The sequence below is a fragment of the Microbacterium sp. NPDC006705 genome (assembly GCF_044903545.1).
Taxonomy (GTDB): domain Bacteria; phylum Actinomycetota; class Actinomycetes; order Actinomycetales; family Microbacteriaceae; genus Microbacterium; species Microbacterium plantarum.
In genome coordinates, this window is the sequence record NZ_JBJDQQ010000001.1 from 1,873,080 (window position 1) to 1,896,092 (window position 23,013).

The following is a 23,013-nucleotide window of genomic DNA, read 5'->3' on the forward strand; positions in this document are numbered from 1 at the left end:
TTACTCCGATGTCAGTGGTCAACGCCGGCCTGTTCCTTGTGGGACGGAATTGCGATCCAGGCGATGACGGCGGCGATGGCGAGCAAGATCGCGGCGATCACCGAGGTCCACTGCATCCCGACCGTGAAAGCGTGCTGTGCCTGCTCGATCGCGGCCAGTACCGCGGGGTTTGTGGTGTCCAGCTGTGACACAGCGGTGGCGAGGGACTCATTCACGCTGCTATCGATACCCGGATCGGTGATCGCGGGCAGGTTCCACCGGTACAGGGCGAGCTGAACCGAGCCGAGCACGGCGATCCCCAGCGCTGCGCCGAGCTCGTAGGCGGTCTCGGCGATCGAGGAGGCGGCACCGGCACGCTCCCGGGGCGCAGCGCTGACGACCGCGTCGGTGGTGAGAGTCATGGCCAAGCCGGCACCGAACCCGACGATCGCGAAGCCGATGATGATCCCGACGAGGCCCGACATGCCTTCGGCGAGGGCGAGGACGGCAAGTCCCAGCGCGCCGAAGCCGAGGCCGACGCTGATGGCGCGTCCGCGGCCGAGCTTGCCGAGCATGAATCCCGCGAAGGCGATGACCACGATCGATGCGATCGTCGCTGAGAGCTCCGTCAGACCCGCTTGCAGAGGGCCGAGGCCGCGCACGAGTTGGAGGTACTGGGAGAAGAAGAACAGCAGCCCCACGAACGCGAAGATCGACACGGTGTTGGCCATCACCGCACCACTGAACGCCGGGGACCGGAACAAGGAGATGTCGATCAGCGGCCGGGTGAGGCGGCGCTGACGGCGCAGGAACAGCCATCCTGCCAGCAGGCCGAGAACGACCGCGACAGGGACGGTCCAGTCGAGGCCCTTCGCGAAGACGTGCTTGATGGCGTACACGATCGACACGATCGCGATAAACGACAGCAGCGCCGAAAAGAGATCGATTCGTGCGCCGTTCGGGTCTTTCGACTCCGGCAGCAGGATCAGACCGCCGATCAGGACGAGCACCATGATCGGAACGTTGATGAGGAACACGCTGCCCCAGTGGAAGTGCTCCAACAGCGCCCCACCGACGATCGGGCCCACCGCGGCACCGGCAGTCGCACCAGCTGCCCACACCGCGATCGCGCGGGTGCGAAGCGCCGGGTCGGAGAAGATGTTGCGCACGATCGCGAGGGTGGAGGGCATGATCGTCGCTCCGCTGATACCGAGGATCGCGCGAGCGATGATCAGCATCTCCGGGGTCGGAGCGAACGCCGCCAGGACCGACGACAACCCGAAACCGACGGCGCCCATCAGCAACAACCGCTTCCGGCCGATCCGGTCCGCCAGGTTCCCCATCGTCACCAGCAGGCCAGCCAAGGCGAACGAGTAGATGTCACCAATCCACAACAGCTGCGTCGCGGTCGGATTCAGATCGGCCGTGAGCGCCGGAACCGCCAACGCGAGAACGGTCCCGTCGATCGCCAGCAACAGCACGGCAAGGGTGAGGATGCCGAGCGCGGCCCAGCTGCGCGCCGTCACCGGCTGAGAAGTCGTCGAAGTCACAAACGCCACTGTACCGACTATTTGGTCTGTTAGACGACGTGAGTAGACTGCTTACGGGGATTCGACAGGATCAGCCTGAACTGCCAGCCCGTCAGGCACGATTGTCGACGGGGATGCCCGACAAGAACGGAGTTCGCCGTGACAGAAGCAGTCAGCGCAGAGGAGCGACCCACCCGGAACGCCGAACGCACCCGTGCAGCCGTGCTCGCGGCCGCGACGGAGGCGATGAGCGAACGAGGCACCGGGGTGTCGCTTGATCACATCGCCAAGAGTGCCGGCGTCTCCAAGAGTGGGCTCCTACACCACTTCCCCAACCGTGAAGCTCTCCTCGTCGCGCTCGTCGACGACGCACAGCAGCAGCTCCGTGAGAACGTGATGAACCACCTCGACCTCTCCGAGAACACCCCGGGGAAGCTTTTGCGCGCCTACGTTCGCGCGATGACCTCCGGCTCCGAAGCCACCGTTCAGTACTTCACCGCCGCCCCCACCTGGGCCGGGGTCTACCAGATCCCGCGGGTAGCCGAGATCGCCGCAGCGGACACCCAGTGGTGGAACGAGAACCTCGCCGCAGACGGCCTCGACCCAGCCCGCATCATGATCATCCGACGCGCCGCCGAAGGCCTCGCCGCAGCCGCCGCATACGGAGACGAAACACCGGAAGCAGTGGCGCAAGCTCGCGGCATCCTCCTCCACCTCGCCAACGGCGGCGAGATCAACGGCAGATGACCCGACCGCGCCTCAGAATCGGCGCCGGGTTACCGTGGACACTGCCCGCAAGCCCCTGAGACCTGCCGAAAACCATCGTTTCTGACGCGTCGTGGATAGCTGCCTCTGCGTGTGCGGTCAGTGCGCGGAGAGCAGGAGGGTGTTGCGGCTGTGGTCGCGGACGAGGAACCCGCCGTCGGTCTCCTGGATGGGAGCATCGACGGTGCCGAGGACGTGGTCGAGGCGTGCGGGGGTGTCCAGGCGCAGGGTGAAGGCGCGCATGCGGGCGGTGCCGGCGGGAGATTGCGGGGCGCCGATGCCTTGCCAGGTGTTGACGGCGATGCGGTGGTTGAATCCGCCGCCGGCGCCGAGGTCGCCCATGTGGAAGCGAGGCGCCCATACGGCCTGGTTGAAGCCGAACGCGCGGTAGAAGTCGTAGGCGGCTTGGAGGTCACCGACGTAGAGGTGGACGTGGCCGATCTTGGTGCCCTCGGGCACGGGGAGGCTGGTGTCATCGTCGGGCAGGGTTTCGAGCACGGCGCGGACGTCGAGGGGTTCGCGGCCGTTGGAGCGAGACCCGTCGCGGCGGACGACGTAGGGGGCGTCGCTGTCGAAGTTCGCTTCGAGGAGCCGCTCGGGGGTTTCGAGGGTGATCTCCACCGTGATGCCGTCAGGGTCCAGCAGGTAGATGGCTTTGGACATGATGTGGTCGGTGGGCGAGATCTGCCAGCCGATGCGGATCAGGCGCAGCAGGATCCGGGCGAAGTCGGCCTCTGTGGGCGGGTGCACGGCGAGGTGGTACAGGCCGCTGTGGCCCTGGAGGAATCCGGTGCGGGCGCCGGGGTGCAGGGTCACGAGGGTCTCGGCCTGCGTGCCGAGCTGGATCTCTTCGGCCGTCTCGGAGCGCAGGACCAAGCCGATGACGTCGGTCCAGAACGCGGAGGAGCGGGGAAGGTCGGTGACCTCGAGATGCACGGAGCCGAAGTCCGCGATCTCACGCGCCGGAGTGTCGGGGGTGGAGGTGGTGGTGTCGGTCATGGGGTGCTCCGGGGGAGGTTTGGGGTGGCGACGTTGGGTGGGCGGCGTCAGGCGTCGCGGGCGGTGAGCAGGATCGTGTTGCCGGAGGGGTCCTGGACGAGGTGTCCGCCGTCGGCTTCGAGGGGGTCGCGGGTGGTGCCCAGCGCCTGGTCGAGGTTGGCGGGGTGTCGAAGCGCATCGTGAAGTGGCGCATGCGGGCGGTGCCTTCGGGGGCGGGCGGTGCGCCGGCTCCCTGCCAGGTGTTCACGCCGATGCGGTGGTTGAACGCGCCGCCGGCGCCGAAGTCGACCGCGCCGAGGCTGGGGGCGTAGATGCCGTCGCTGAATCCGAGGCCCTTGTAGAAGGCGTGGGAGGCGTTGACGTCGGCGCCGTAGAGGTGCACGTGTCCGACACGGGTGCCGTTGACGACGGGTGCACTGTCGTTGCCGGGCAGGGATTGCAGGACGGCGTCGAGGTCGAGGCGGTCGCGGCCGCTGCGGGGCACACCGTCCTTATCGATGACGAGCATGGTGCGTCCGCCGTACTGCACCGATTCCATCCGCTCGGGCGTCTCGAGCGTGATCTCGACGGTGATGCCGTCGGGGTCGAGGAGGTAGATCGCTTTGGAGAAGACGTGGTCGGTGGGTGAGATGTGCCACCCGGCCTGCAGGAGCCGCAGCACGATGCGTGCGAAGTCCGCTTCGGTGGGGGCGTGGATCGCGGGGTGGTAGATGCCGCTGAAACCGTTCTGGAACCCGGCTTTCGCTCCCCCGTAGAGCGAGATCAGGGTTTCCTCGGCGGTGCCGAGTTCGACGTGGTCACCACCGGAGGACCGCTCGACGAGGCCGACGACGTCGCGCCAGAACGCGGTCGAGCGGTTCAGGTCGGTGACATCGAGGTGCACTGCGCCGAAGGTGATCTTGTCGGCAGGCGCCTGGGCGGGGTTGGGCCAGGTGAGGACGTTGACCATGTCACCAGTTAGGGGACTGCGGACGAGCTGGGTGGCCACGGTGGTTCTTTCTGTCAGGGCTGGGCAAGGGGCGGTGCGGGGTGGGTGCCTCGCGGGCGGGCGTCGGGCGCAGCCGCCCGCGCGGCAGTCAGGTGGGTCTGCGGGAGTTACTTGATGACGCCGAGCGCGTCGGTCCACTCCATCTGTCCGCCGACGACCAGGCCCATCTGCAGGAAGCCGACGGCTTCGAGCTCGCGGGCGCGAACCAGGGGGCCGGCGTCGACCGCGTTCACGCCACCGGCGGTGATCGCTGCCGTGAGCTCAGCCTTCGTGTCCGCGTCGTCACCGGCGATGATCACGGTGGTGGTGCGGTCCTTGACCGTCTTTGTGGTGAGGGTTGCGGCGAGATTCGTGTTGAACGCCTTCACGACCTTCGATTCCGGCAGCTTCGCGGCGAGGTCGGCAGCGCCGCTGCCGGCATCGAACTCGACGGGGGTGAAGGTGGCGAAGTCGACGGTGTTGGTGATGTCGACGACAGTCTTACCGGCCAGCTGGTCGCGGTACTTCTCCGCGATCTCCGGCAGGGCGGTGAACGGAACGGCCAGGACGACGATGTCACCGAACGAGGTCGGCTCGTCGGAGTGCTTGATCGACTCGACCTGTGCGCCGCCGTCGCTGAAGATACCTGCGATAGCGGTTCCCATGTTTCCGGTACCGAGGACGCTGATGGTGGTCATGATGTGCTCCTAGTGATGTTGTGGTGGTGAGGTTCAGAGGACGACGAGGAAACCGAGGATCGCGCTGACGATCGCCAGCACAGCGAGCACGATCGTGGGAAGCACGCTCTCCTTGCGGCGCGCGTGCACGGCGGTGGCCACGAGCATCGTGACGGCCAGGCCGACGGCCGCCAGCGGGGTGAGCACCGGAGCGATGTTCAGCAGCAGCGGCAGGATCAGGCCCACAGCACCGATCACTTCCACCAGACCGATGAGCTTGACCTGGGTCGCGGAGAAGTCCTCGACATAGGCCATGCCGCTGCTCGCGAGCGCGGCCTTCGGGCGGGCCAGCTTCATCAGGCCCGCGGCGACAAACACCAGAGCGAGCAGTCCGTTGAGGATCCAGAGGGCGATGAACATCGTCTTCCTTTTTGGTTGAATCGGAAAGTAACGAGTCCGACTCTACACCGTTTACTTTCCGTGTCAACTAATTGCTGGTAGCCTGTTCCCATGGACAGCAGCACCGCCATCCCGGGCCTCGACCAGGAGGAGAGCGACGCCTGGCGAGCCCTCATCGGCACGACTGTGTGGCTGCCCGCGGCGCTCGACCTGCAGCTGCAACGCGACGCCGGCATCACCCACTTCGAGTACGGCGTGATGTCAGCCCTCGTCCACCAGCCCAAGCAAGCCATGCGCATGAAGGAACTCGCCCGCGTCACCAACAGCGCGCTATCGCGGCTATCGAAGGTCGTTGACCGCCTCAGTGCTCAAGGCTGGGTCGAACGCCAACCCGACCCCGACGACGGCCGCGTCACACAAGCAGTCCTCACCAAAGCCGGGCGCCGCAAAGTCGCCGCCGCCACACCCGGCCACATCGCCACCGTGCGCTCGCTCGTCTTCGACCGCATCACCCCCGCCCAGGCCCGCGAAATGCAAGCCGTCCTCAGCGGGATCGTCGACGCTGCCGGCCCGGACGGTGCGTGCGTCAGCCGAAAGAACTGACCCTCCCCCAGCGCACGGACGGCGGCCCGAAACTGTGTCCCGAAACCACTCGTCCCGTATCCCAGGTTTCGAGACGGCCCCGAGTTTCGGTCGACCCCGAATGGTCTGACGGGCACCGTGCCGAAAACCATCAGTTTCGGTCGGTTGAGGAAACCTCCAAGGAGCGGACGGGATCACGAAGCTTCGAAGTCGCCTGGACTTCTGTGTCGGCCGCGAGGGGAAGCCGCCGGTGTCGGACATATGAGGGATCGTGGTGACTATGAACTGACCAGGATCGCGAGGACGCCATGACCGGTAACGACGAGCCCGATGAGCATTCGTCTCCCGATGGCGTTCCCACTCTCAGCGAGTGGGCGACGAGCCTGGCTTCCTCCGCGGATGAAGAACGCCTACGAGCGGAGGAGAAGTTCGATCGGCTCGCTGGCGACCGCGAGTTGGCGGCTGCCCTTCGGTCCAGCGGGTTCCGCGGTCGCAATTATGACCTGTTCGCGAACGAGATCGCTAAGTACGGGTGGGCGGTTATCCGCGGTTGGATCTACAAGGGCCAGATCCGCGGTGAGGTGAAGCGGAAGGGGTTCGGCGCACTCGACCCGGAGCCTCGCCCGGGCGCGATGATCGAGGATGCTGAGAGCCTCGCGGATGAGACGGTTGTCCGGGCGCTCATCGCGTTCCGCGATAAGGTACTCATCCCCGGGAGATGGGATCCCGCCAAGGGGGCCTCCCTGCGAACGTTTTTCGTGGGGCAGTGCCTGTTCCAGTTCAGCAACGTCTACAAGCGGTGGCTCCGTGAAGAGGTGCGGTCCTACGTTGAGCCCGAAGCGCCGCCGGCCACGTTGGACTGGGTGGACGATTTCGAAGACAGCCCGTCGACGGCCACGACGCCGGATGCGGGTGAAGCAGCGCAGGTCAAGAATGAGCTGCGGAGGGCTTTCGGGAAGATTGCCGATGGGCGGGTCCGGTCGGCGTTCTACCTCCACGCGGTTCACGGCTATACCCACGCTGAGATCGGTGAGAAGTTGAGCATGACCGCGAAGGCGGTGGAGTCTGCGATGGCGCGGGCTCGCCAGCAGCTACGAGAGAGCAAGGAGTCAGCATGAGCGATCAGTTCAGAGGCAAGATCGAACGTTCCTCGTTCGGGACGCAAAGCGCCAAAGCCGCGCGGCGATCGGTGCCGAACGCCAAGGCTCAGTCGCTGGTATCCCGGTCCGTGAAGGGCTCAGCTGCAGGAAACTTCAGATCCGGCGGGGGGAAGTGAGCTTCGGCGGATATATACCGAGATGTCGGGACCACAACTGAAAAAAGCCGCCCCGCTGCAACGGGACGGCTCACAAGCCCTGAGAAGTCAGGTCTCATCCAGAGCACTGACTGTACCGGAGTCAACAGCCGCGAACCAGCGGCACTCCTCCTCACGGCACCTGACACCGAAGAGAAGGAGTTCTCATGGGAACCGTTCACCGCTCCGCCAAGACCGGCCGTTTCGTGTCAAAGGCAACCACCGCCCGCTGGCCCGGTAAGACCACCACCGAGCGTGTGGGCTCCGGGACCAGCAACTCGACGACGGTGCACCGCTCGGCTTCGTCCGGCCGATTCGTGACCGAGTCGACTGCCAAGCGCAACCCGGATGGCACGATCAGCCAGCGCGTCTGATCCCGCTCGGAGGCCCGCACGCTCCGGCGTGCGGGCCTCCGTCATGTATGGGGTGCTGCTACGTCAGACGAGCTCGCTGACCAGCTGCACGATGCGCGCGCGGATGTCGTCGCGGATGGGGCGAACGGCGTCGATGCCCTGACCGGCGGGGTCGTCGAGCTTCCAGTCCTCGTAGCGCTTGCCCGGGAAGAAGGGGCAGGCGTCGCCGCATCCCATCGTGATGACGACGTCGGAGGCCTGCACGGCCTCGGTCGTGAGCACCTTGGGCTGCTCGGCGGTGATGTCGATGCCGAGTTCGGCCATCGCCTGGACAGCGACGGGGTTGATCTGGTCGGCGGGCATCGACCCGGCGGAGCGGACCTCGATGCGGTCGCCGGCGAGGTCGCGGAGGAATCCCGCGGCCATTTGTGAGCGGCCGGCGTTGTGGACGCAGACGAACAGGACGGAGGGCGTGGTGTCGGTCATGGTGGCTCCGGTCAGCGGGTGGGGGTGAGTGTGGAGAGCAGGGAGTCGACGCGTCGGGCGATGTCGTCGCGGATGGCGGCGACGCCCTCTGCGGAGGCGAGGGCGGGGTCACCGACGGTCCAGTCCTCGTAGCAGACGCCGGGGATGATCGGGCACACGTCGCCGCATCCCATCGTGATGACAACATCCGCCGCGCGTACCGCGTCATCGGTCAGCGGCTTGGGGAACCGTGGCTCGTCGTTGCCCGCAGTCAGCTCGTCGATGAGGGGCTGCACATGGGGGTGGATCTCGGCGGCCGGGGTTGATCCGGCCGAGCGTGCCACGACGGCGCCGCCGGAGCGTTGATTCACCAGTGCCGCAGCCAGTTGCGACCTGCCGGCGTTCGCGACGCAGACGAACAACACCTGCGGCTTCCCGTGCGTACGGTCGCGCGTAATGTCGGTGAAGCGTTGTCGGGCGAACCGCTCGGTGAGCGCCAGGAGGTGGTTCTTCACCCGGGCGCTCTTGGCCAGGGACGTGTACGACTCCCGGACGATCGTCGCCACGAGACTGCGGTCGAGCTGCGGGTAGTCCTCACCGAGAGTGTCGGCGAGGTGGGTGAGAGCGTCGTCGACGTTCTCGAGGCCGGCATGCTCGGCACGGGCGGGGGCGATCGCGGCGGGGGCGAACGAGTCCAGCAGCGTCGTCACGGCTGGACGGAGAGCGGGCGCGATCCGGTACCACACCCAGGTGCCGCGCCGCTCAGAAGTGAGCACCCCGGTGTCGCGGAGCACCTTGAGGTGATGCGACACGGTCGGCTGTGACACGTCGGCCAGCTCGGCGAGGTCGCACACGCATGATTCCCCTCGCGCGTCGGTCGCGATCGCAGACAGCATCCGTAGCCGCAGCGGGTCTGACAGCGCCTTCAACGTGGTTGCGATCGCCGTGGCCGCCTCATCCCCGATCGCGTGTGTGGGGGCCGCGGCGCAGGTGTCGTCTGCGGTGGTGATGGTGGCGCTCATTCATCGAGTCCTCTCGAGGGCGGGTTCGGGTGTTGCGTAGGGGTCGGTGTGGAACCATGCTCGCGCCGCCCACAGCGAGACGTAGACCAGGCCGACGAGCACGGGCACCTCGATCAGCGGACCGACGACACCGGCGAGGGCCTGCCCGGACGTGGCGCCGAACGTGCCGATCGCGACGGCGATGGCGAGTTCGAAGTTGTTGCCCGCCGCGGTGAACGCGAGCGTCGACGAGCGGGCGTAGCCCAGGCCGAGGGTCTTGCCGGTGAGGAGGCCGGCGAACCACATGACGGCGAAGTACAACAGCAGCGGGACCGCGATCCGCACGACATCGAGCGGCCGGGAGGTGACCTGTTCGCCTTGCAGGGCGAACAGCAGCACGATCGTGAACAGCAGCCCGTACAGCGCCCACGGTCCGATCTTGGGCAGGAATGATCCCTCGTACCAGGCGCGGCCCTTGCGGCGCTCCCCGATGAGACGGGATGCGAACCCGGCGATCAGGGGTACCCCGAGGAACACGAGCACGTTGAGCGCGATCTGCCAGATCGACACGTCCAGGCCCTGACTGTCGAGGCCCAGCCATCCGGGCAGGACGGTGAGGTAGAACCAGCCGAGGAGTGAGAACGCGATGACCTGGAACACGGAGTTGATCGCGACGAGCACGGCCGCCGCTTCCCGGTCGCCGCAGGCGAGGTCGTTCCAGATCACGACCATGGCGATGCAGCGGGCGAGGCCGACGATGATCAGTCCCGTCCGGTACTCGGGCAGATCAGGCAGGAACACCCACGCGAGGGCGAACATCAACGCGGGGCCCGCGATCCAGTTCAGCGCGAGCGACGAGATGAGGAGTCTCTTATCTCCGGTGACGGCGGCGACCCTGTCGTAGCGGACCTTCGCGAGTACCGGGTACATCATGACCAGCAGCCCGATCGCGATCGGGATCGAGATCCCACCCACCTCGAGGTGTGACAGCGCTTCGGATAGGCCTGGGACGAACCGGCCGAGGAGGATGCCGCCGGCCATGGCCAACCCGATCCACAGCGGCAGCCACCGGTCCAGGGTCGACAGGCGGCGGGTTGCGGGCGCTGCGCTGGTCACGCGAAAGCCTCCGCCGAGGCGAGGGCGGGCATATCGAGCGCGGCGAGGTAATGCTGCGCGTCTTGGGCTGCGGCGCATCCCGTCCCGGCGGCCGTGATCGCCTGCCGGTACGTGTGGTCAACGAGGTCGCCGGCAGCGAACACTCCGGTGAGTGAGGTGCGGGTGGAGGGGTGGTCCACCAGCACGTACCCATCGGTATCGGTGGCTACCTGTCCGGTCACGAGCTCAGAGCGAGGGTCGTGACCGATCGCGACGAACACGCCCGTCACAGGAAGGTCATGCTCAGCACCGGTGGCAGTGTCGCGGAGGCGAACCCCATCCACCTTCTCTTCGCCGTGGAGGGCCGCGATCTCGCTGTTCCATGCGACATCGATCTTCGGGTGCTCGAGCACACGCTCGGCCATGATCCTCGATGCCCGGAACGAGTCACGGCGGTGAACGACGGTGACCTTCCGCGCGAACCGCGTCAGGAACAGGGCTTCCTCCATGGCCGAATCCCCGCCACCGACCACGACAATGTCCTGGTCCCGGAAGAAGAACCCATCGCACGTTGCGCACCACGACACACCGTGGCCCGACAGGCGCTCCTCGTCGGGAAGCCCGAGCTTCCGGTACGCCGACCCCATGGTGAGGATGACGGCGCGGGCGCGGAACGTCTCCCCCGCGCCTGTCTCAATGACCTTCATCTCAGGTGCGAGGTCGACGCGGATCGCGTCATCGAGAAGGATGCGGGCGCCGAACCGCTCGGCTTGACGGCGCATCGTGTCCATCAGCTCCGGCCCCTGAACCCCGTCGACGAACCCCGGGAAGTTCTCCACCTCCGTGGTCGTCATGAGCGCGCCGCCAGCGGTGACCGAGCCCGCAATGACGACGGGGGCGAGTCCTGCCCGTGCTGCGTACACCGCGGCCGTGTAACCCGAAGGGCCCGATCCGACGACGACCAGCTCAACCTCTTGAATCGACATGTATCTATATTGATAGATGGCTATGCAGTCCGCAATCCTGATTGATGCAAGCAACACGCACCGAGGAGCGCGATATGAAGCCGACCGTCTTGTTCATCTGCCAGCACAACGCTGGCCGATCGCAGCTGGGCGCTGCGCTCCTGGAGCATGTCGCCGGAGATCGCTTCACTGCCACCTCGGCAGGTCTCACTCCAGCCGAGGTGGTGAACCCGGCCATAGCAGCGACCGTTGCTGAGCTGGGGATCGACATCAGCGGGCGTGTGCCGCGGGCGGTTACCCCCGCTGACCTCGACGCCGCCGACGTCGTGGTCCTCATGAAACCCGGTCTCGCCCTCCCCGCTACTCCGCACGGCGAGGTACTGGAATGGGAGTTTCCCAACCCCGAGTCCTGGGATACCGATGCCGTCCGTCCCCTGCGCCAGGCCGTCTCGGACAAAATCCAGGCGGCTCTCCTTCGCCCATGACCGCAGTCACCGTGCGGGCAATGGCCGCGAATGATTGGCCCCAGGTCGAAACGATCTACCGCGACAGCATCACCATGGCCTACGGACCCTGGGCAGGCACCTGGCGCGTCACGATCCTCATCGAGCGCCGCCACCCCTAATCTGCGTCAAAACCCCCTACCGAAACCATTCGTCCCGAAACCAGGTTTCGATACGGCCCTAGGTTTCGGCGGGCCCGCAGCGAAGCGCGAGCCGGCGTGCCGCAAACGATCGTTACTGGCAGGCGCTGCCGGTGTGCTGGCCCGTAGGGTTGCCGCCATGACAGCCGACCGGAAGAACCTGCTTACTCGACGAGAGATCGTCGCAGCCTACGTCGCGGTGTTGGACCGGCTTGATGAGTTCGTCCAGATCTGCGCCACGACCCAAGGCGGACGTGACCAGGTGAGAGCGGCCGTGCAGGACGCCTTCGGCCTTACTGAGATTCCTTCTGAGGCCGTCTTGACGATGCAGATGCACCGGCTGTCGCCGCCCGAGCGACAAAAGGTCAGAGATGAGCTTGCCGCTCTAGACGCAGAGATTGAGCGCAACGGGTACTGACCTCGGCGTTCTCGCCGGAATCGATCGTTTCCGGCAGCCGCGGCTAGACCGACGCCTGCCGGCGTACTGCCACGGTCGCCTCGATGCGGCCGCTCGATCCACCGAGGTCGACGACAAGAGAGGTCGCTTCGTCGAGGAACAAGACTTCAGCCGGGGCGAGTCGGGCCGACCTATGGAGACACTCTCTGTCAGCCGCCTCAACGAACAACCAGGCACCGGGAATGTAAGGCAGGCAACGACCAGAGCCAGCGAAGAACCCACGAAAATCGTCCACTGGCGCGCTCGTCGTGAACTCATGCGCACACTCTAAAGCGGTCTTAAGGCGCGGAAGAAGCACCGCTCGGCCTGGCGCGGTGTCCGATGTGGGCAGCCATACCGCCTAGGGCGGCCCTCCTTGAAAAGAAGGACAAGGCTAACTGCTGAGTCTTCTAAGCCCCTCAGGCGCGGAGTTCTGTCTCAACCGCGAGGGCTGCTCGAGCTCGCGTGATCGCCCGCGGCTTGTGGCGTCTCGGCGGCAGGAAGCCGACGGCGTCGCGCAAGAAGGAGGGCGCTCACCGCGCCCGTCGTGATGGTGCTATAGATCACCAGGGGGCTCTGCGAGCCGTGGAGTAGAAGGGCGCGGAAGTCGTCCGGAATGGGTTCTACCCAGAGGTAGGGACCGTCGCTAACGATCACCCCAGCAGCTATAAGCACGATCATTGCGAGCGATGCGATTAGCGCCACGGCGGAGAACCGCGCGATAGTCGTCGAGAGAAGAGCCGATGCAACGAGGGTGAGGACAAGTGCCAACGCGTAGTCGTTTGTACCGTCTCGGTGCGCTGTCCAAAAAGCAGACGAGAGACTCAGGAGGTAGAACGCAAGAATCGCCAGCGGCACGCCAAACAAAGAGTAAGTCTTCTTCACTCTTCTCCTCCTACTTCGAAATCAGAAGGGTCTGCAAGCGAGAGTTGCGCTCGGTCCGGAGGTTACGCCACCGCTGGTCCAGCTTGACTTTCCTGACCAGCCTTTGCTGTCGTTCGTGTGGCAGTTCTTGCCGATTCCCCAGCTAACCGTGTAACCGTCGTTGCTGACGGACCCATCGTTCTTGGCTTGGAGCGTGCTCTGGTAGAGCGCGACGCGTGCCCCCTTGCTCCCCGCGCAGCCAGTTGACCTAGTGAACGACCCGTTCACCCGGGCCTGGTTCCCCGACTTATACGGTGTGAAGGCGGTCATCGACTCGGTGCAGGATCCAGCAGCAGCGGCAACGACATCGGTCACAGCGTCGGTGTAGATGACTCGAACCGTCTCGCCTGGTTCGGGCTGGACGGGGAACTCGACCACTGGTGAAGTGCGCACTTCCATATTTTTAGTCGAAAGACTGCGGTCCAGAGGGATCTCGTTCGAAAGGCGCGGGGCGGGACCATCGATGTATATCACGCGGTCCGGCTTGATTTCCAGGTCGGAGTCATTTTCTGGCGATGCAACTGCACCGGTCGCGGATGTTACAACTATAAGAGCCGCCGCTACTGCCGAAAATGCCACCGTGCGTTTCCGTCGCAAGACACTTCCCCCTGTTTGTCCCTCGAAGCAATCAGTTTCAAGCACACTATCTGTCCGGATCGGCTGTGTCCAGCTTTCCTGAGACTAAGGGCCGTCGCAGCGAACACCCGTGAGGCGTTGATGATGCATGCGCGGGATCCCAAGCGGTTGGAATGAGCGACGAGCCCATCGGAAACGATCGTTTTTGGCGGATTTAGTGTGTGAGGAGTTCGATGGTCTTCTCGGTGAGGATGAGGGCGCCGATACCGGTCATGGCGACGCCTGCGATCTTGGTCACGATGACGCTCGCCCGGGGGCGGGCCTTCAGGAGCCGGCGGGCGAGGTGGGCGACGGCGAAGTAGACGACGGCGCAGTTGAAGACGTGCAGCCCACCGAGGATGAGCATCTGCACGGTCGATGGCCAACCATCCGTTGTGGTGAACTGCGGAAGCAGCGCGAGGAGAAGGAGCAGCCCCTTGGGGTTGATCGCGCTGATGCCGAACCCGCGGAAGAACTGCGACACCGGCCGGTCCCCGATCGGCTTATCACTAGCCTCGATGTGCCCCACGCGGGCGACGAGGGTCGTGATGCCGAGGTAGATGAGATAGCCCGCCCCCGCGACCGTGAGGACAGTCAGCGCGACCGGGTACCGGGCGATGAGCGCGCCAAGGCCGAGGGCAACAGCGGTCACCACGACGACGTACCCGGCGATCATGCCGGCTACCGAGGGCACCACCGATCGGGCCCGCAGCCCCGCGGCGATCGCGTAGGCCCAATCGGCCCCTGGCGTCAGCGCCAACAACGCCGCGACCACCCAAAACTGCACCACCAACGCGAAATCCACCGCATACCCTCCGTCTCGCGCAAGACACTACGGAGAAGTGCGCACAAAGTGCTCCGAGATGTGCACACCAACGGCCGTGAACGCGAGAAGATTGCCCCCATGGACGCACTCGACCGGGAGATTCTTGCGCAGCTGCAACAAGACGGCCGCCTCACGGCCACCGAGCTCGCCTCCCGAATCGGGTTGAGCCTGTCGGCATGCCATCGCCGGGTGAAAGACCTCGAACGGTCAGGGGCGATCGAACGCTACCGGGCCGTTGTCCCCCCGGCCGCGGTCGGGCTGACCTTTGAAGCCCTCGTGTTCGTCACGATGGGACGCACCGACCTGGCCACCATCGAAGCATTCGAGCAAGCCGTCATCGACGCTCCCGGAGTGGTCACCGCGCAACGCCTGTTCGGGGAACCCGACTATATGCTCCGCGTCCTGACCACCAACCTCGCCGGATACCAGCGCCTCTACGACGAGCGGCTATCCAACCTGCCAGGGGTTCAACGACTCACCTCAACCATGGTCATGAAGAGCTTGTCCCACAACGACGACATACCCATCCCCTGACCCACCGAAAACACCCGCCAGAACGGGATTGCGGACCACCTTTCAGCCGATGCGTTCTACGCTGCCCTGCCGAGCGCGCCACAACGCTCTGTCTAGAGCGAGCGTCTCGCTAGGCTCACCTCGTGGGGATCAGGTGGGGCGATCGAGAGGTCGCGAACCGTGCGCTTCTGGTGTTGTCGGCCGTGTTCTTCGTCGGCGGTCTCGCTCTCGTCGTGACGGCGCTCATCCGTGGCCAGGCCAGCGGCGTGAGCGCTGGGCTCGTCCTGATGACCAGCAGCGCGCTTTTATTTCGAGTGACCTACCGTGCAGACGATGGCGGTGGTGATCCTGAGCGCTGACCCGGCCCGCGCTGCCTGAGCATCGCGATGTCCAGAGTCATAGGCGACACGGGCGATTAGTGGGACTGATGGGTTGCGAGCCAGTAGGCGACCCCGCCCCCGATGATGAGGGTCGCGGCTCCACCCAGTCCAGCCCAGTACCCCATGATTGCTGCCGCTACGCCGAGAACCAGACCAGCGGCTGCGAGGAGTATCGCGCCGAGGAGGATCACTTTCGACAGGGTCCTGCGCTCGCTCCACCTCACTGCGTACTCGGATCGGTGTTCAGGTTCCACAGGAACAAATCCTGCTCGAAGCGGTCGAGCAGGGAAGCTGCGTCCAAGCCATGCGTCCCCGCCAACTCGTCGATCAGCGCCGCAGACATCCGCGCGAGCGCAAACACGGCCCTCTCAGGCGTCACATACGCCGCAGCGTCGAGAAGGGATCGTGCGGCTTCCTGAGCGCGCGCTGTCGCAAGAGCATGTGCCTCCGTGCCAGGAGCAGTCCGAGCCTGCTCAAGAGCGGCTCGGAGCAGCGGCGCCGCCGCCTCGTTCGCTTTCCGTGCCGCCTCTGCGCCGAGACGGTGCGCCTCGTCCTCGGTCATCGCGCACGCGTAGCGCCCTCCCCGTTCGGCCCGACAGCGGGTTACCGTGGCGGCATGGGACGTTTGACCTACACCGGCATCGAGAACAACTTCGAGATCGAAGAACGAACCCTCGCCCACCTGCGCCTGGTGATCATGAACAAGCTCCGGCGAGACGAGTCGTTCATGATGCACCTCCCCCACGGCGACGGCATCCGCTCGCTCTGGGTCGACGCCAGCATGCCGATCATGCTGACCTTCCATGGCAGCAAAAACCCCACCATCAACCCGGCGTGGATCGAAGCGCTCATGGCATCGGCAAGCAGCCCCCACGGTCTACAACTCGTCCGCGAACCCGACAACGTCGTTGTTCACGACCCGGTGTCTCGCGCATGACCACGTTCAGCGACTCCGCCGAAACCGTCCATCGGAGCCCTGTTACAACCCACGCTCAAGGCGCGACCTCGAGACCCACTCGATGTGAACCACCGGAATCGATCGTTTATGGCCGGCCATCGCCAGGTACTTGGTTTGCGCTATGGAGCCCGCTGACCCGGCCGGCATCCCGGCCGCCACGGCAGCCGCCTGACCTGCGCCTGCCGTGGCGCTACGCACCCAGGGGGTAGACGCCTATCGAGAAACAATCTATCGTTTCTCGATAGTCAGTGAAGGAGCGCGATATGAGCCGGACCCTGATCGCCACCGCCAAGATCGTCTTCGCCGTACTTGCCCTCATCGGGCTCGCGCTCCAGCTCTTCATCATCCCCGCGAACGTCGCCGGCCTCGCCAGCGCATACGCGGAGGTCGCCAGTATCGCGCCCGCCATCATCGGGTGGGGAGCCTTCGTCATCGCCTGCGGTCAGGCAGCGGTCATCGTCACGTGGCGCTTGCTCGATCTTGTGCGCGACAACAGCATCTTCACGACCGACGCCTTCACGTGGGTGCGCGCGCTGACGTGGTGCCCCGCCGCGATCGGGCTCAGCACCCTCGCGATGTTCGTGGTGCTCAACGCCGCGCATGTCACGCCGCCGGCGCTCATGCTCGGCATGCTCGCCGCGATCGGAGTCAGTGCCGCGGCGACGTTGATCCTGGCCGTGCTGTTCACGCTGCTTCGGCAGTCCGCCTCCATGCAATACGACCTTGCGGAAGTCATCTGATGCCGATCGTCGTCGACATCGACCGGCTCATGGACGAACGCGGCATGACCGTCGCTGAATTGTCCGCGGCGATAGGAATCACGCCAGCGAACCTTGCCGTGCTCAAGAACGGTCGCGCGAAGGCCGTCCGCTTCTCCACGCTCTCTGCCCTCTGTGAGGCGCTCTGCTGCCAGCCCGGCGACATACTCCGATACGACAACGCCCCAGCCGTCACGTAGGCTCGGGCACCCGCCGGTGTCTTGCATCCGGTCGCCGGACGTGCGGATGGCGAGATCCGCCGACGCTCGACTGGATCTGACCGACAGTTTGATGTCGGCGCGCCGGATACTGTTGCATGGATGGGAAGTACTCGCGCTGAGGCCGCATATGTGCGTGCGTTGTCGGCGTTCCGTACCCCCACGCTCGATCTCCTCCACGGCCGCTACGCGCCGTTCGTGGTCGCAACGCTCTCACTCGTCTTCTCCGTCGACCGGCCGTCCGTCGAGATCTCGGATGCGCACGCCGAAGTCGCCGAGATCCTCGACGAGCTGCGTGCGGCCGGATACGACGAGGACGATCGCGCACTCCCGGCGGGCACGGCCCGTGAGATCTGTCGCTATTGGGTGCGGGTGGGATGGCTCGTCCCCCAGATCGATGGCGACGTCGAGGTCTACCGGCTGACGGCCCACGCGGTGGGCGCCCTGGAGATCACCGGACGCACGACCGGCGGACGCACCCGAGTCTCGAACTCCCGTGTCCGCACCCTCCTGGAAGCCGTCGAACGACTCTCCGACCACGCCGAAACCGACCCGGAGGTGCGCCTCACGCGCCTCATCCGCGAACGCGACGCGCTCGACGCCGAGATCGCGCGCCTTCAGCTCGGGGAATCCGAGCCGATCGACGATGAGCAGCTCCTCGAAGAGGCTGAGAACGTGCTGCATCTCGCGCGCGAGCTGCCCGCCGACTTCACGCGCGTCGCGGAGTCGATCAAGGCCATGCAGCGCGATGTCATCGCCGACCTCCGGCGCGACGTGCGCCCCACCGGCGAGGTACTGCGCGAGTACCTGCAGCGCGGACAGTACGTCATGCAGTCGACGCCGGAAGGCCGGGCGTTCGCCGGCGCGCTCCGGCTGATCGGCGATCCCGAGCGCATCGACAGCCTCACAGACCAGCTGCACACCCTGCTCACACAGCCCTTCGCGCGTCTGATGGACGCCGAGCAGCGCGCCGAGCTCGACGCGATCTCGAGGCGCGTCGAGCTCGGCGTCGAAGAGGTTCTGACCGCCCAGCGCCGTGCGTCGCGGGTCATCACCGCGCAGGTGCGCACGCACGACCCCATCCGCGATCGCCACGTCGACGATCTGCTGCGCGATGTCATGGCCGGTCTGCAGGCCTGGACGCACAGCACGTCATCCGAGGCCACCGTCGACATGATCCGCAGCCTGCCCACAGCCGACATTCGCCACCTGCGGCAGTCGACGACCGACATCCGCCCACCGCGTGCGCCGGCACCGCTGTCGGCGTCCGACGGAGACGCGGAGATTCTGGATGCCGATACACGCGCGTGGGGCGGTCCGCGCTACGCCGAGCTCGAGGCTCACGTCGCTGCCCTCGGCGAGGAGTTCGATCTGGGTGAGGCCTTCCTCGCCGCGGACGACGACGTGCGCCGTCCGGTCGACCTGGTCGGACTCCTCGAGATCGCCCACCGCAACGGCATGCGCGAGAGCGACGACCTCTCGGTGGTCGAGGCGCGCCGCCCCGACGGGACGACACGGCGCTTCGCGTTCGGATCCGTGACCGCCCGCACCTCGAAGGAGCCCGACGATGACTGACACCGCCACCCTCGGCACAGCTGACAGCGAGGCTCCGGTCGACGGCGCGTTCGTCGAGCCCGCTGCGATGGAAGACGACCTCGGCGAGCTCTTCCCCGGCGATCGTGGGGTGCTCGATCCCGCGGTGCGCCGCGTGCTCGTCCACCTGCTGCAGCGGCGGTTCGTGCTCGCCGACCGCAACCGCGAGGAGTGGACGGCCCTGCTCGACAATCAGCAGCTCGTCGAATCTCGCCTCAATGACCTGTTCGTGCGGCTCGTGATCGACCACGACCGCGGCGTCGCGTACAAGCAGCAGGTGCGCTCGGACGAGCTCGATGTTCCGATCCTGCTTCGGGACGCCGCATACACGCGGTCCGAGACCCTCGTCCTCGTACACCTGCGCACGGTGTATCAGCGGGAGTCGGCGGCCGGGGAGCCGGCCGCCCGGGTCGACATCGAGGACGTCGAGCAGACCGTGATGAGCTACTTCGCGGATGCCGACGGCGACACCGCGAAGCGGCAGAGACTGATCCGCAAGGCGATGGACCGGCTCGCTCGCGACGGCATCGTCGACGAGGAGACGACGGGACGCTTCCGCATCAGTCCGCTCGTCGAGATCGTCCTCAGCGCCGAGAAGCTGCGCGAACTGCGCGATTGGCTGCGCGACCGGTCGGAGGCGGACGACACCAGTGGCATCGCCGCCGACGAAGACGACGAAGACGACGAACCTCAGGAGGAGCAGCTGTGACGATGCTCGAGACGCTGTTCGGGCTCATCCCGGCGGCATCCCGCGGCCAGCAGTGGCTCGCCGAAGACCTTCAGCTCATCAACTGGGGCGGCTACGAGGGCGCCCATCGTGTGCGCTTCTCCCCCGGCGCCACGCTTCTGTGCGGCGGCTCGGGGTCGGGCAAATCGACGCTGATGGACGCGTACATCGCGCTCATGATGCCCCACACCACTCCCTTCAACGGCGCCTCGAACGGTGGCGTCACCGGGCGTCCGCGCGGCTCCGAGCAGCGCAACATCCTGTCCTACGGCCGCGGCAAGATCGACGAGTCGCGCACCGAGGACGGCACGAAGATGACCGTCCTCCGCGGCGACGGCGAAGACACCTGGACCGCGGTGTCGATGACGTGGATCGATCACGACGGGTCGCAGTTCACGGCGGTGCGAGCCTGGTACATCCCGGCGAGTGCACGCGTGCTCGAGGACACCGTGCGTGTGCGGGCGACGACCGATCGGGCCTTCGATCTCCGCTCGCTCGAGCCGGCCGCCGCGCAGCGACTTTCCGATTCCGCCGTGCGCGCTGCGGGCCTGGAGCCCGTCGGAACGGACCGCGAGTTCTCGGCCCGCCTGCATGCCGTGCTGGGCATCGGCGCCGCGGGGGCCGGGGCCAAGGCTATGAGCCTGCTCGCGCGCATCCAGGCCGGCCAGCAGATCACGACCGTCGACGACCTCTACAAGCGTCTCGTGCTCGAAGAGCCCGAGACGATGGAGACCGCCGACGCCGTCGTGGCGCACTTCGACGGACTCGAGAGCACCCGCATGCGCATGCTGACGGCCCGGCAGCAGGTCACTGCGCTCACGCCCATCCCCCAGCTGCGCGCCAAGATGGCCGCCGCGACCGAGCGCGTGAACCTGATCGACGAGGTCGGCTCCTTCTCGGATGCCGGTTCGCTCGCCACACTCTGGCGAGCGGACAGACGCCTGGCGATGCTGCGTGAGGTCGAGACCGAGCTGCGCGAGCGCAAGACCGCGGCCGAGGTCACGCTGCGCGAGAAGCGCGCCCTCGCGGATGGCGCCGAGGCCGAACGCGACGGCCTGATCGACGTGCTCCGGCTCTCCGGCGGGGATCGCCTGGCCACGGCGCAGCGCGAGCTGCGAGAGGTGGAGCGACGGCTCGCCGACGTCCGGCGACACCGCGAGGTGTTCGACACCGCCGTCAAGAGTCTGGGCGTCGAACTCTCGAACCGCGACGAGTTCACCGCGTTCATCTCCCGCGCGCGGGCAGAGCTCGCCGACTCCGATGCGAAGGCGCGTGCCCGCTCCGCCTTCGCTGAAGCCGCGTCGACAGCGAAGGCCGCGCGGATCGAGGTCGCAGAACTGGAGGCGGAGGCTCAGCGCGTGGCCTCACGCCACGGCAACATCCCGCCCGCACTGCACGAGTCGCGCGAGCGGCTCGCGGAGGCCGCGGGACTCACGACCGCGGATCTCCCCTTCGTCGGCGAGCTCGTCGAGGTGCGCACCGAGTTCGAGCCGTGGCGCGAGGCGTTCAACCTCGCGCTCGGCGGCTTCGCGACAACGGTGCTGATCGACACCGCTCACCTGGGACGCTTCCGGGCGGCGATCGAATCGGTCCACACCCCCGTGCGATTGCGCTTCGAGGGCGTGCACGCCGGCATGGAGCCGGTCGCCAACCTCGATCCGCGGACGCTCCCGGGCCGCCTCGACTACCAGAGCTCGCCGTTCACCGGTTGGCTGCAGGAGCGGCTCGAGACCCGTCACGGATACGTCTGCGTCGGTTCCAGCGCCGAGCTGCCGAAGCATCGTATGGCGCTCACGATCACGGGTCAGGTCGCGCAGGGCAACCGCGGCGCGCACGGTGGCCACGGTCGCGAGAACGTTCTCGGGTTCTCGAACGAGCGACGCCGGCACGACGTGGCACGTCTCATCGACGACGCTCGCCGCCGTCTCGACGACGCCCTCCGAGAGCGGAAGGCCGCCGAGACCGCGCTCGACACCGTCGACTCGCGCCTTGCCGTCTACGCCAAGATCACGGACCTGACCTGGGAAGAAGTCGACGTCGAGGCGGTCACCGCGGAACGGGATCGCTGGATCGGCGTGCAGAGCGACGTCACAGCCGCCAACCCCGAGATCGCCGATGTGCAGCGACGGATCTCCGACATCAAGGACCGGATCTCCCACCTGCGCGACGAGATCGCCCGCGTGTCGATCGAGCGTGATCAGATCGAGGCGCAGTGGGCCGAGGTGATCGACGACGTCGATTCGGATCAGTCCGTGCTCGACGACGCCGAGCGGGCAGAGCGCACCCTCACCGCCGCGCAGTCCGCGTTCCTCGACGAGCGATTCCACCTCGATGGGCCGACCTCTGACGGCACTCCGTCCGAGGCGCTGCACCGCTTCTCCGCAGCACTCGCGACCGCCGCGCAGCGCCTCGCAGAAGACCGACGCGCGGCTGTCGACGCGCTCGACGAGAGCCGGGAGAGCCTGCGACGCATCATGGCGAGCTTCCTCGAGCGGTGGCCGAATCCGAATCTGCTGCCGGACCCCGACACGTCGATCGACGACTTCGAACGCGCTCTGAAGGCGCTCGAGATCAGCGGACTGCACGAGCTCGAGGCCGAATGGCGCGACAGCCTGCTCAAGCTGTCGGGCAACGACCTCACGAACCTCGACTCGACGCTCAGCCGGTCGATCCGCGAGATCCGTGATCGCATCGAGCCGATCAACCGCATCATGCAGGACCTGCCGTTCTACGACGACGACCATCGCCTGCAGATCACCACGCGCGAGAACCAGTCCGAACCCCGCCGACGCTTCCGACGCGAGCTGCGCGAGGTGCGCGGGCTCATCGAGAACGCCACGACGGATGACGAGCGCGAGCACGCGTACCGCCGGATGTCGCGCCTCATCGGGCACATGCGCCGGTCGGCGCCCGACTTCGGCGACCTCATCGACGTGCGAAACCACGTTCGCGTGAGCGCCGAGCGCGTGGACGCCGTGACGAAGAAGCACGTCGCGCTGTACGACCACATCGGCGAGAAGTCCGGCGGCGAGTCGCAGGAGCTCATCGCCTTCATCGTCGGCGCCGCCCTCCGCTACCAGCTCGGCGACGCCAGCGCCGAGCGACCCCGCTACGCCCCCGTCTTCATGGACGAAGCCTTGATCAAGGCCGACGCGCACTTCACCAAGCGTGCGATCGGAGCGTGGCGCGGACTCGGCTTCCAGCTCGTGATCGGCGCCCCCAACGACAAATACAGCGCCATCGAACCGCACGTCGACGTCGAGTACGACATCCTCAAAGACACGCGCGGCCGCTCATGGGCCAAGCCGAAGGTCGCCCTGGAGGCCCCGGCGTCCTGACGGCGCGCGGCATC

The 23,013-nt window shown here is 66.5% G+C and carries 28 protein-coding genes; 16 read left to right on the forward strand and 12 right to left on the reverse strand.

The window, feature by feature from the left end:
* Positions 1-11: 11 nt before the first annotated feature.
* Positions 12-1,529, reverse strand: a complete 1,518-nt coding sequence (locus tag ACI2K6_RS08910; RefSeq protein WP_274179077.1) for an MFS transporter — start codon at positions 1,527-1,529, stop codon at positions 12-14.
* A gap of 138 nt (positions 1,530-1,667) precedes the next feature.
* Between ACI2K6_RS08910 and ACI2K6_RS08915 the strand changes: the two genes are divergently transcribed.
* Positions 1,668-2,255, forward strand: a complete 588-nt coding sequence (locus ACI2K6_RS08915; RefSeq protein WP_274179078.1) for a TetR/AcrR family transcriptional regulator — start codon at positions 1,668-1,670, stop codon at positions 2,253-2,255.
* Between the two features lie 117 nt (positions 2,256-2,372).
* Here ACI2K6_RS08915 and ACI2K6_RS08920 read toward each other — a convergent pair whose 3' ends face one another.
* From ACI2K6_RS08920 to ACI2K6_RS08935, 4 genes are all read right to left on the reverse strand, one after another.
* A complete protein-coding gene (locus tag ACI2K6_RS08920; protein ID WP_404568440.1) occupies positions 2,373-3,272 on the reverse strand; it encodes a VOC family protein in 900 nt (299 codons plus the stop codon).
* Positions 3,229-4,260 carry a VOC family protein gene (locus ACI2K6_RS08925; RefSeq protein ID WP_404568441.1) on the reverse strand — a complete coding sequence of 344 codons (1,032 nt, stop codon included), beginning with the start codon at positions 4,258-4,260 and terminating at the stop codon, positions 3,229-3,231. The genes ACI2K6_RS08920 and ACI2K6_RS08925 overlap by 44 nt, the downstream gene beginning before the upstream one ends.
* Positions 4,261-4,367: 107 nt before the next feature.
* Complete coding sequence (locus ACI2K6_RS08930; protein WP_404568442.1) at positions 4,368-4,937, reverse strand: NADPH-dependent F420 reductase; 570 nt, start codon at positions 4,935-4,937, stop codon at positions 4,368-4,370.
* Between the two features lie 33 nt (positions 4,938-4,970).
* Positions 4,971-5,336: a DoxX family protein gene (locus ACI2K6_RS08935; RefSeq protein ID WP_274179082.1), complete on the reverse strand. Its 366-nt coding sequence runs from the start codon at positions 5,334-5,336 to the stop codon at positions 4,971-4,973.
* 90 nt (positions 5,337-5,426) lie between these two features.
* On the opposite strand from ACI2K6_RS08935, the gene ACI2K6_RS08940 reads away from it, so the two are divergent.
* From ACI2K6_RS08940 to ACI2K6_RS08955, 4 genes are all read left to right on the forward strand, one after another.
* The gene (locus tag ACI2K6_RS08940) at positions 5,427-5,918 is read left to right on the forward strand and encodes a MarR family winged helix-turn-helix transcriptional regulator (protein WP_274179083.1); all 492 of its coding nucleotides are present in this window, start codon (positions 5,427-5,429) and stop codon (positions 5,916-5,918) included.
* A gap of 287 nt (positions 5,919-6,205) precedes the next feature.
* Positions 6,206-7,015 carry an RNA polymerase sigma factor gene (locus ACI2K6_RS08945; RefSeq protein WP_404568443.1) on the forward strand — a complete coding sequence of 270 codons (810 nt, stop codon included), beginning with the start codon at positions 6,206-6,208 and terminating at the stop codon, positions 7,013-7,015.
* The gene (locus ACI2K6_RS08950) at positions 7,012-7,173 is read left to right on the forward strand and encodes a hypothetical protein (RefSeq protein ID WP_404568444.1); all 162 of its coding nucleotides are present in this window, start codon (positions 7,012-7,014) and stop codon (positions 7,171-7,173) included. Before ACI2K6_RS08945 ends, ACI2K6_RS08950 begins: the two co-directional genes overlap by 4 nt.
* 185 nt (positions 7,174-7,358) lie before the next feature.
* The gene (locus ACI2K6_RS08955; RefSeq protein ID WP_174520552.1) at positions 7,359-7,565 is read left to right on the forward strand and encodes an ABC transporter ATP-binding protein; all 207 of its coding nucleotides are present in this window, start codon (positions 7,359-7,361) and stop codon (positions 7,563-7,565) included.
* 63 nt (positions 7,566-7,628) lie between these two features.
* Here the strand turns inward: ACI2K6_RS08955 and ACI2K6_RS08960 are convergent, their stop codons facing one another.
* The 4 genes from ACI2K6_RS08960 to trxB are packed head-to-tail and all read right to left on the reverse strand — an operon-like array spanning position 7,629 to position 11,091.
* Positions 7,629-8,030 carry an arsenate reductase ArsC gene (locus tag ACI2K6_RS08960; protein WP_274179086.1) on the reverse strand — a complete coding sequence of 134 codons (402 nt, stop codon included), beginning with the start codon at positions 8,028-8,030 and terminating at the stop codon, positions 7,629-7,631.
* An 11-nt stretch (positions 8,031-8,041) separates the two neighbouring features.
* Positions 8,042-9,031 (reverse strand): metalloregulator ArsR/SmtB family transcription factor, encoded by a 990-nt coding sequence (locus ACI2K6_RS08965; RefSeq protein WP_274179087.1) that lies wholly within the window; start codon positions 9,029-9,031, stop codon positions 8,042-8,044.
* On the reverse strand, positions 9,032-10,096 hold the full coding sequence (gene arsB / locus ACI2K6_RS08970; protein ID WP_404568585.1) for an ACR3 family arsenite efflux transporter: 1,065 nt from the start codon (positions 10,094-10,096) through the stop codon (positions 9,032-9,034).
* Between the two features lie 26 nt (positions 10,097-10,122).
* Complete coding sequence (gene trxB, locus ACI2K6_RS08975) at positions 10,123-11,091, reverse strand: thioredoxin-disulfide reductase (protein WP_404568445.1); 969 nt, start codon at positions 11,089-11,091, stop codon at positions 10,123-10,125.
* Between the two features lie 74 nt (positions 11,092-11,165).
* Here trxB and ACI2K6_RS08980 point away from each other — a divergent pair, with 74 nt between their 5' ends.
* From ACI2K6_RS08980 to ACI2K6_RS08990, 3 genes are all read left to right on the forward strand, one after another.
* Complete coding sequence (locus ACI2K6_RS08980) at positions 11,166-11,555, forward strand: low molecular weight phosphatase family protein (RefSeq protein WP_274179090.1); 390 nt, start codon at positions 11,166-11,168, stop codon at positions 11,553-11,555.
* Positions 11,552-11,695 (forward strand): hypothetical protein, encoded by a 144-nt coding sequence (locus ACI2K6_RS08985; RefSeq protein WP_274179091.1) that lies wholly within the window; start codon positions 11,552-11,554, stop codon positions 11,693-11,695. Before ACI2K6_RS08980 ends, ACI2K6_RS08985 begins: the two co-directional genes overlap by 4 nt.
* A gap of 157 nt (positions 11,696-11,852) precedes the next feature.
* Complete coding sequence (locus tag ACI2K6_RS08990) at positions 11,853-12,131, forward strand: DNA gyrase subunit A (protein ID WP_181405611.1); 279 nt, start codon at positions 11,853-11,855, stop codon at positions 12,129-12,131.
* A gap of 456 nt (positions 12,132-12,587) precedes the next feature.
* Here ACI2K6_RS08990 and ACI2K6_RS08995 read toward each other — a convergent pair whose 3' ends face one another.
* Positions 12,588-13,034 carry a hypothetical protein gene (locus tag ACI2K6_RS08995; RefSeq protein WP_274179092.1) on the reverse strand — a complete coding sequence of 149 codons (447 nt, stop codon included), beginning with the start codon at positions 13,032-13,034 and terminating at the stop codon, positions 12,588-12,590.
* 829 nt (positions 13,035-13,863) lie between these two features.
* Complete coding sequence (locus tag ACI2K6_RS09000; RefSeq protein WP_274179093.1) at positions 13,864-14,493, reverse strand: LysE family translocator; 630 nt, start codon at positions 14,491-14,493, stop codon at positions 13,864-13,866.
* Between the two features lie 99 nt (positions 14,494-14,592).
* On the opposite strand from ACI2K6_RS09000, the gene ACI2K6_RS09005 reads away from it, so the two are divergent.
* Both ACI2K6_RS09005 and ACI2K6_RS09010 read left to right on the forward strand, forming a co-directional pair.
* A complete protein-coding gene (locus ACI2K6_RS09005) occupies positions 14,593-15,048 on the forward strand; it encodes an Lrp/AsnC family transcriptional regulator (protein ID WP_274179094.1) in 456 nt (151 codons plus the stop codon).
* 122 nt (positions 15,049-15,170) lie between these two features.
* Entirely contained in the window at positions 15,171-15,386 is a 216-nt protein-coding gene (locus ACI2K6_RS09010) for a hypothetical protein (protein ID WP_274179095.1), read from the forward strand.
* A gap of 241 nt (positions 15,387-15,627) precedes the next feature.
* Here the strand turns inward: ACI2K6_RS09010 and ACI2K6_RS09015 are convergent, their stop codons facing one another.
* Positions 15,628-15,969, reverse strand: a complete 342-nt coding sequence (locus tag ACI2K6_RS09015; RefSeq protein ID WP_404568446.1) for a hypothetical protein — start codon at positions 15,967-15,969, stop codon at positions 15,628-15,630.
* Positions 15,970-16,023: 54 nt separating this feature from the next.
* Between ACI2K6_RS09015 and ACI2K6_RS09020 the strand changes: the two genes are divergently transcribed.
* The 6 genes from ACI2K6_RS09020 (at position 16,024) to ACI2K6_RS09045 (ending at position 22,999) form a co-directional block, all read left to right on the forward strand.
* The gene (locus tag ACI2K6_RS09020; protein WP_274179097.1) at positions 16,024-16,344 is read left to right on the forward strand and encodes an ATP-dependent DNA ligase; all 321 of its coding nucleotides are present in this window, start codon (positions 16,024-16,026) and stop codon (positions 16,342-16,344) included.
* Between the two features lie 284 nt (positions 16,345-16,628).
* The gene (locus tag ACI2K6_RS09025; protein WP_282501765.1) at positions 16,629-17,105 is read left to right on the forward strand and encodes a DUF2975 domain-containing protein; all 477 of its coding nucleotides are present in this window, start codon (positions 16,629-16,631) and stop codon (positions 17,103-17,105) included.
* Positions 17,105-17,323 carry a helix-turn-helix transcriptional regulator gene (locus ACI2K6_RS09030; protein ID WP_023953394.1) on the forward strand — a complete coding sequence of 73 codons (219 nt, stop codon included), beginning with the start codon at positions 17,105-17,107 and terminating at the stop codon, positions 17,321-17,323. Before ACI2K6_RS09025 ends, ACI2K6_RS09030 begins: the two co-directional genes overlap by 1 nt.
* A gap of 120 nt (positions 17,324-17,443) precedes the next feature.
* On the forward strand, positions 17,444-18,916 hold the full coding sequence (locus ACI2K6_RS09035) for a DUF3375 domain-containing protein (RefSeq protein WP_404568447.1): 1,473 nt from the start codon (positions 17,444-17,446) through the stop codon (positions 18,914-18,916).
* Positions 18,909-19,643 carry a DUF4194 domain-containing protein gene (locus ACI2K6_RS09040; RefSeq protein ID WP_404568448.1) on the forward strand — a complete coding sequence of 245 codons (735 nt, stop codon included), beginning with the start codon at positions 18,909-18,911 and terminating at the stop codon, positions 19,641-19,643. Before ACI2K6_RS09035 ends, ACI2K6_RS09040 begins: the two co-directional genes overlap by 8 nt.
* Positions 19,640-22,999, forward strand: coding sequence for an ATP-binding protein (locus ACI2K6_RS09045; RefSeq protein WP_404568449.1), 3,360 nt, complete (start codon positions 19,640-19,642; stop codon positions 22,997-22,999). Before ACI2K6_RS09040 ends, ACI2K6_RS09045 begins: the two co-directional genes overlap by 4 nt.
* Positions 23,000-23,013 lie beyond the last annotated feature (14 nt).

Excerpts from the sequence above, each read along its gene's own strand:
- ACI2K6_RS08920 (WP_404568440.1), bottom strand. The coding sequence starts at position 3,272 with ATGACCGACACCACCACCTCCACCCCCGACACTCCGGCGCGTGAGATC.
- ACI2K6_RS08930 (WP_404568442.1), bottom strand. The coding sequence starts at position 4,937 with ATGACCACCATCAGCGTCCTCGGTACCGGAAACATGGGAACCGCTATC.
- ACI2K6_RS08935 (WP_274179082.1), bottom strand. The coding sequence starts at position 5,336 with ATGTTCATCGCCCTCTGGATCCTCAACGGACTGCTCGCTCTGGTGTTT.
- ACI2K6_RS08940 (WP_274179083.1), top strand. The coding sequence starts at position 5,427 with ATGGACAGCAGCACCGCCATCCCGGGCCTCGACCAGGAGGAGAGCGAC.
- ACI2K6_RS08945 (WP_404568443.1), top strand. The coding sequence starts at position 6,206 with ATGACCGGTAACGACGAGCCCGATGAGCATTCGTCTCCCGATGGCGTT.
- ACI2K6_RS08950 (WP_404568444.1), top strand. The coding sequence starts at position 7,012 with ATGAGCGATCAGTTCAGAGGCAAGATCGAACGTTCCTCGTTCGGGACG.
- ACI2K6_RS08955 (WP_174520552.1), top strand. The coding sequence starts at position 7,359 with ATGGGAACCGTTCACCGCTCCGCCAAGACCGGCCGTTTCGTGTCAAAG.
- ACI2K6_RS08960 (WP_274179086.1), bottom strand. The coding sequence starts at position 8,030 with ATGACCGACACCACGCCCTCCGTCCTGTTCGTCTGCGTCCACAACGCC.
- ACI2K6_RS08965 (WP_274179087.1), bottom strand. The coding sequence starts at position 9,031 with ATGAGCGCCACCATCACCACCGCAGACGACACCTGCGCCGCGGCCCCC.
- trxB (WP_404568445.1), bottom strand. The coding sequence starts at position 11,091 with ATGTCGATTCAAGAGGTTGAGCTGGTCGTCGTCGGATCGGGCCCTTCG.
- ACI2K6_RS08980 (WP_274179090.1), top strand. The coding sequence starts at position 11,166 with ATGAAGCCGACCGTCTTGTTCATCTGCCAGCACAACGCTGGCCGATCG.
- ACI2K6_RS08985 (WP_274179091.1), top strand. The coding sequence starts at position 11,552 with ATGACCGCAGTCACCGTGCGGGCAATGGCCGCGAATGATTGGCCCCAG.
- ACI2K6_RS08990 (WP_181405611.1), top strand. The coding sequence starts at position 11,853 with ATGACAGCCGACCGGAAGAACCTGCTTACTCGACGAGAGATCGTCGCA.
- ACI2K6_RS09005 (WP_274179094.1), top strand. The coding sequence starts at position 14,593 with ATGGACGCACTCGACCGGGAGATTCTTGCGCAGCTGCAACAAGACGGC.
- ACI2K6_RS09015 (WP_404568446.1), bottom strand. The coding sequence starts at position 15,969 with ATGACCGAGGACGAGGCGCACCGTCTCGGCGCAGAGGCGGCACGGAAA.
- ACI2K6_RS09020 (WP_274179097.1), top strand. The coding sequence starts at position 16,024 with ATGGGACGTTTGACCTACACCGGCATCGAGAACAACTTCGAGATCGAA.
- ACI2K6_RS09025 (WP_282501765.1), top strand. The coding sequence starts at position 16,629 with ATGAGCCGGACCCTGATCGCCACCGCCAAGATCGTCTTCGCCGTACTT.
- ACI2K6_RS09030 (WP_023953394.1), top strand. The coding sequence starts at position 17,105 with ATGCCGATCGTCGTCGACATCGACCGGCTCATGGACGAACGCGGCATG.
- ACI2K6_RS09035 (WP_404568447.1), top strand. The coding sequence starts at position 17,444 with ATGGGAAGTACTCGCGCTGAGGCCGCATATGTGCGTGCGTTGTCGGCG.
- ACI2K6_RS09040 (WP_404568448.1), top strand. The coding sequence starts at position 18,909 with ATGACTGACACCGCCACCCTCGGCACAGCTGACAGCGAGGCTCCGGTC.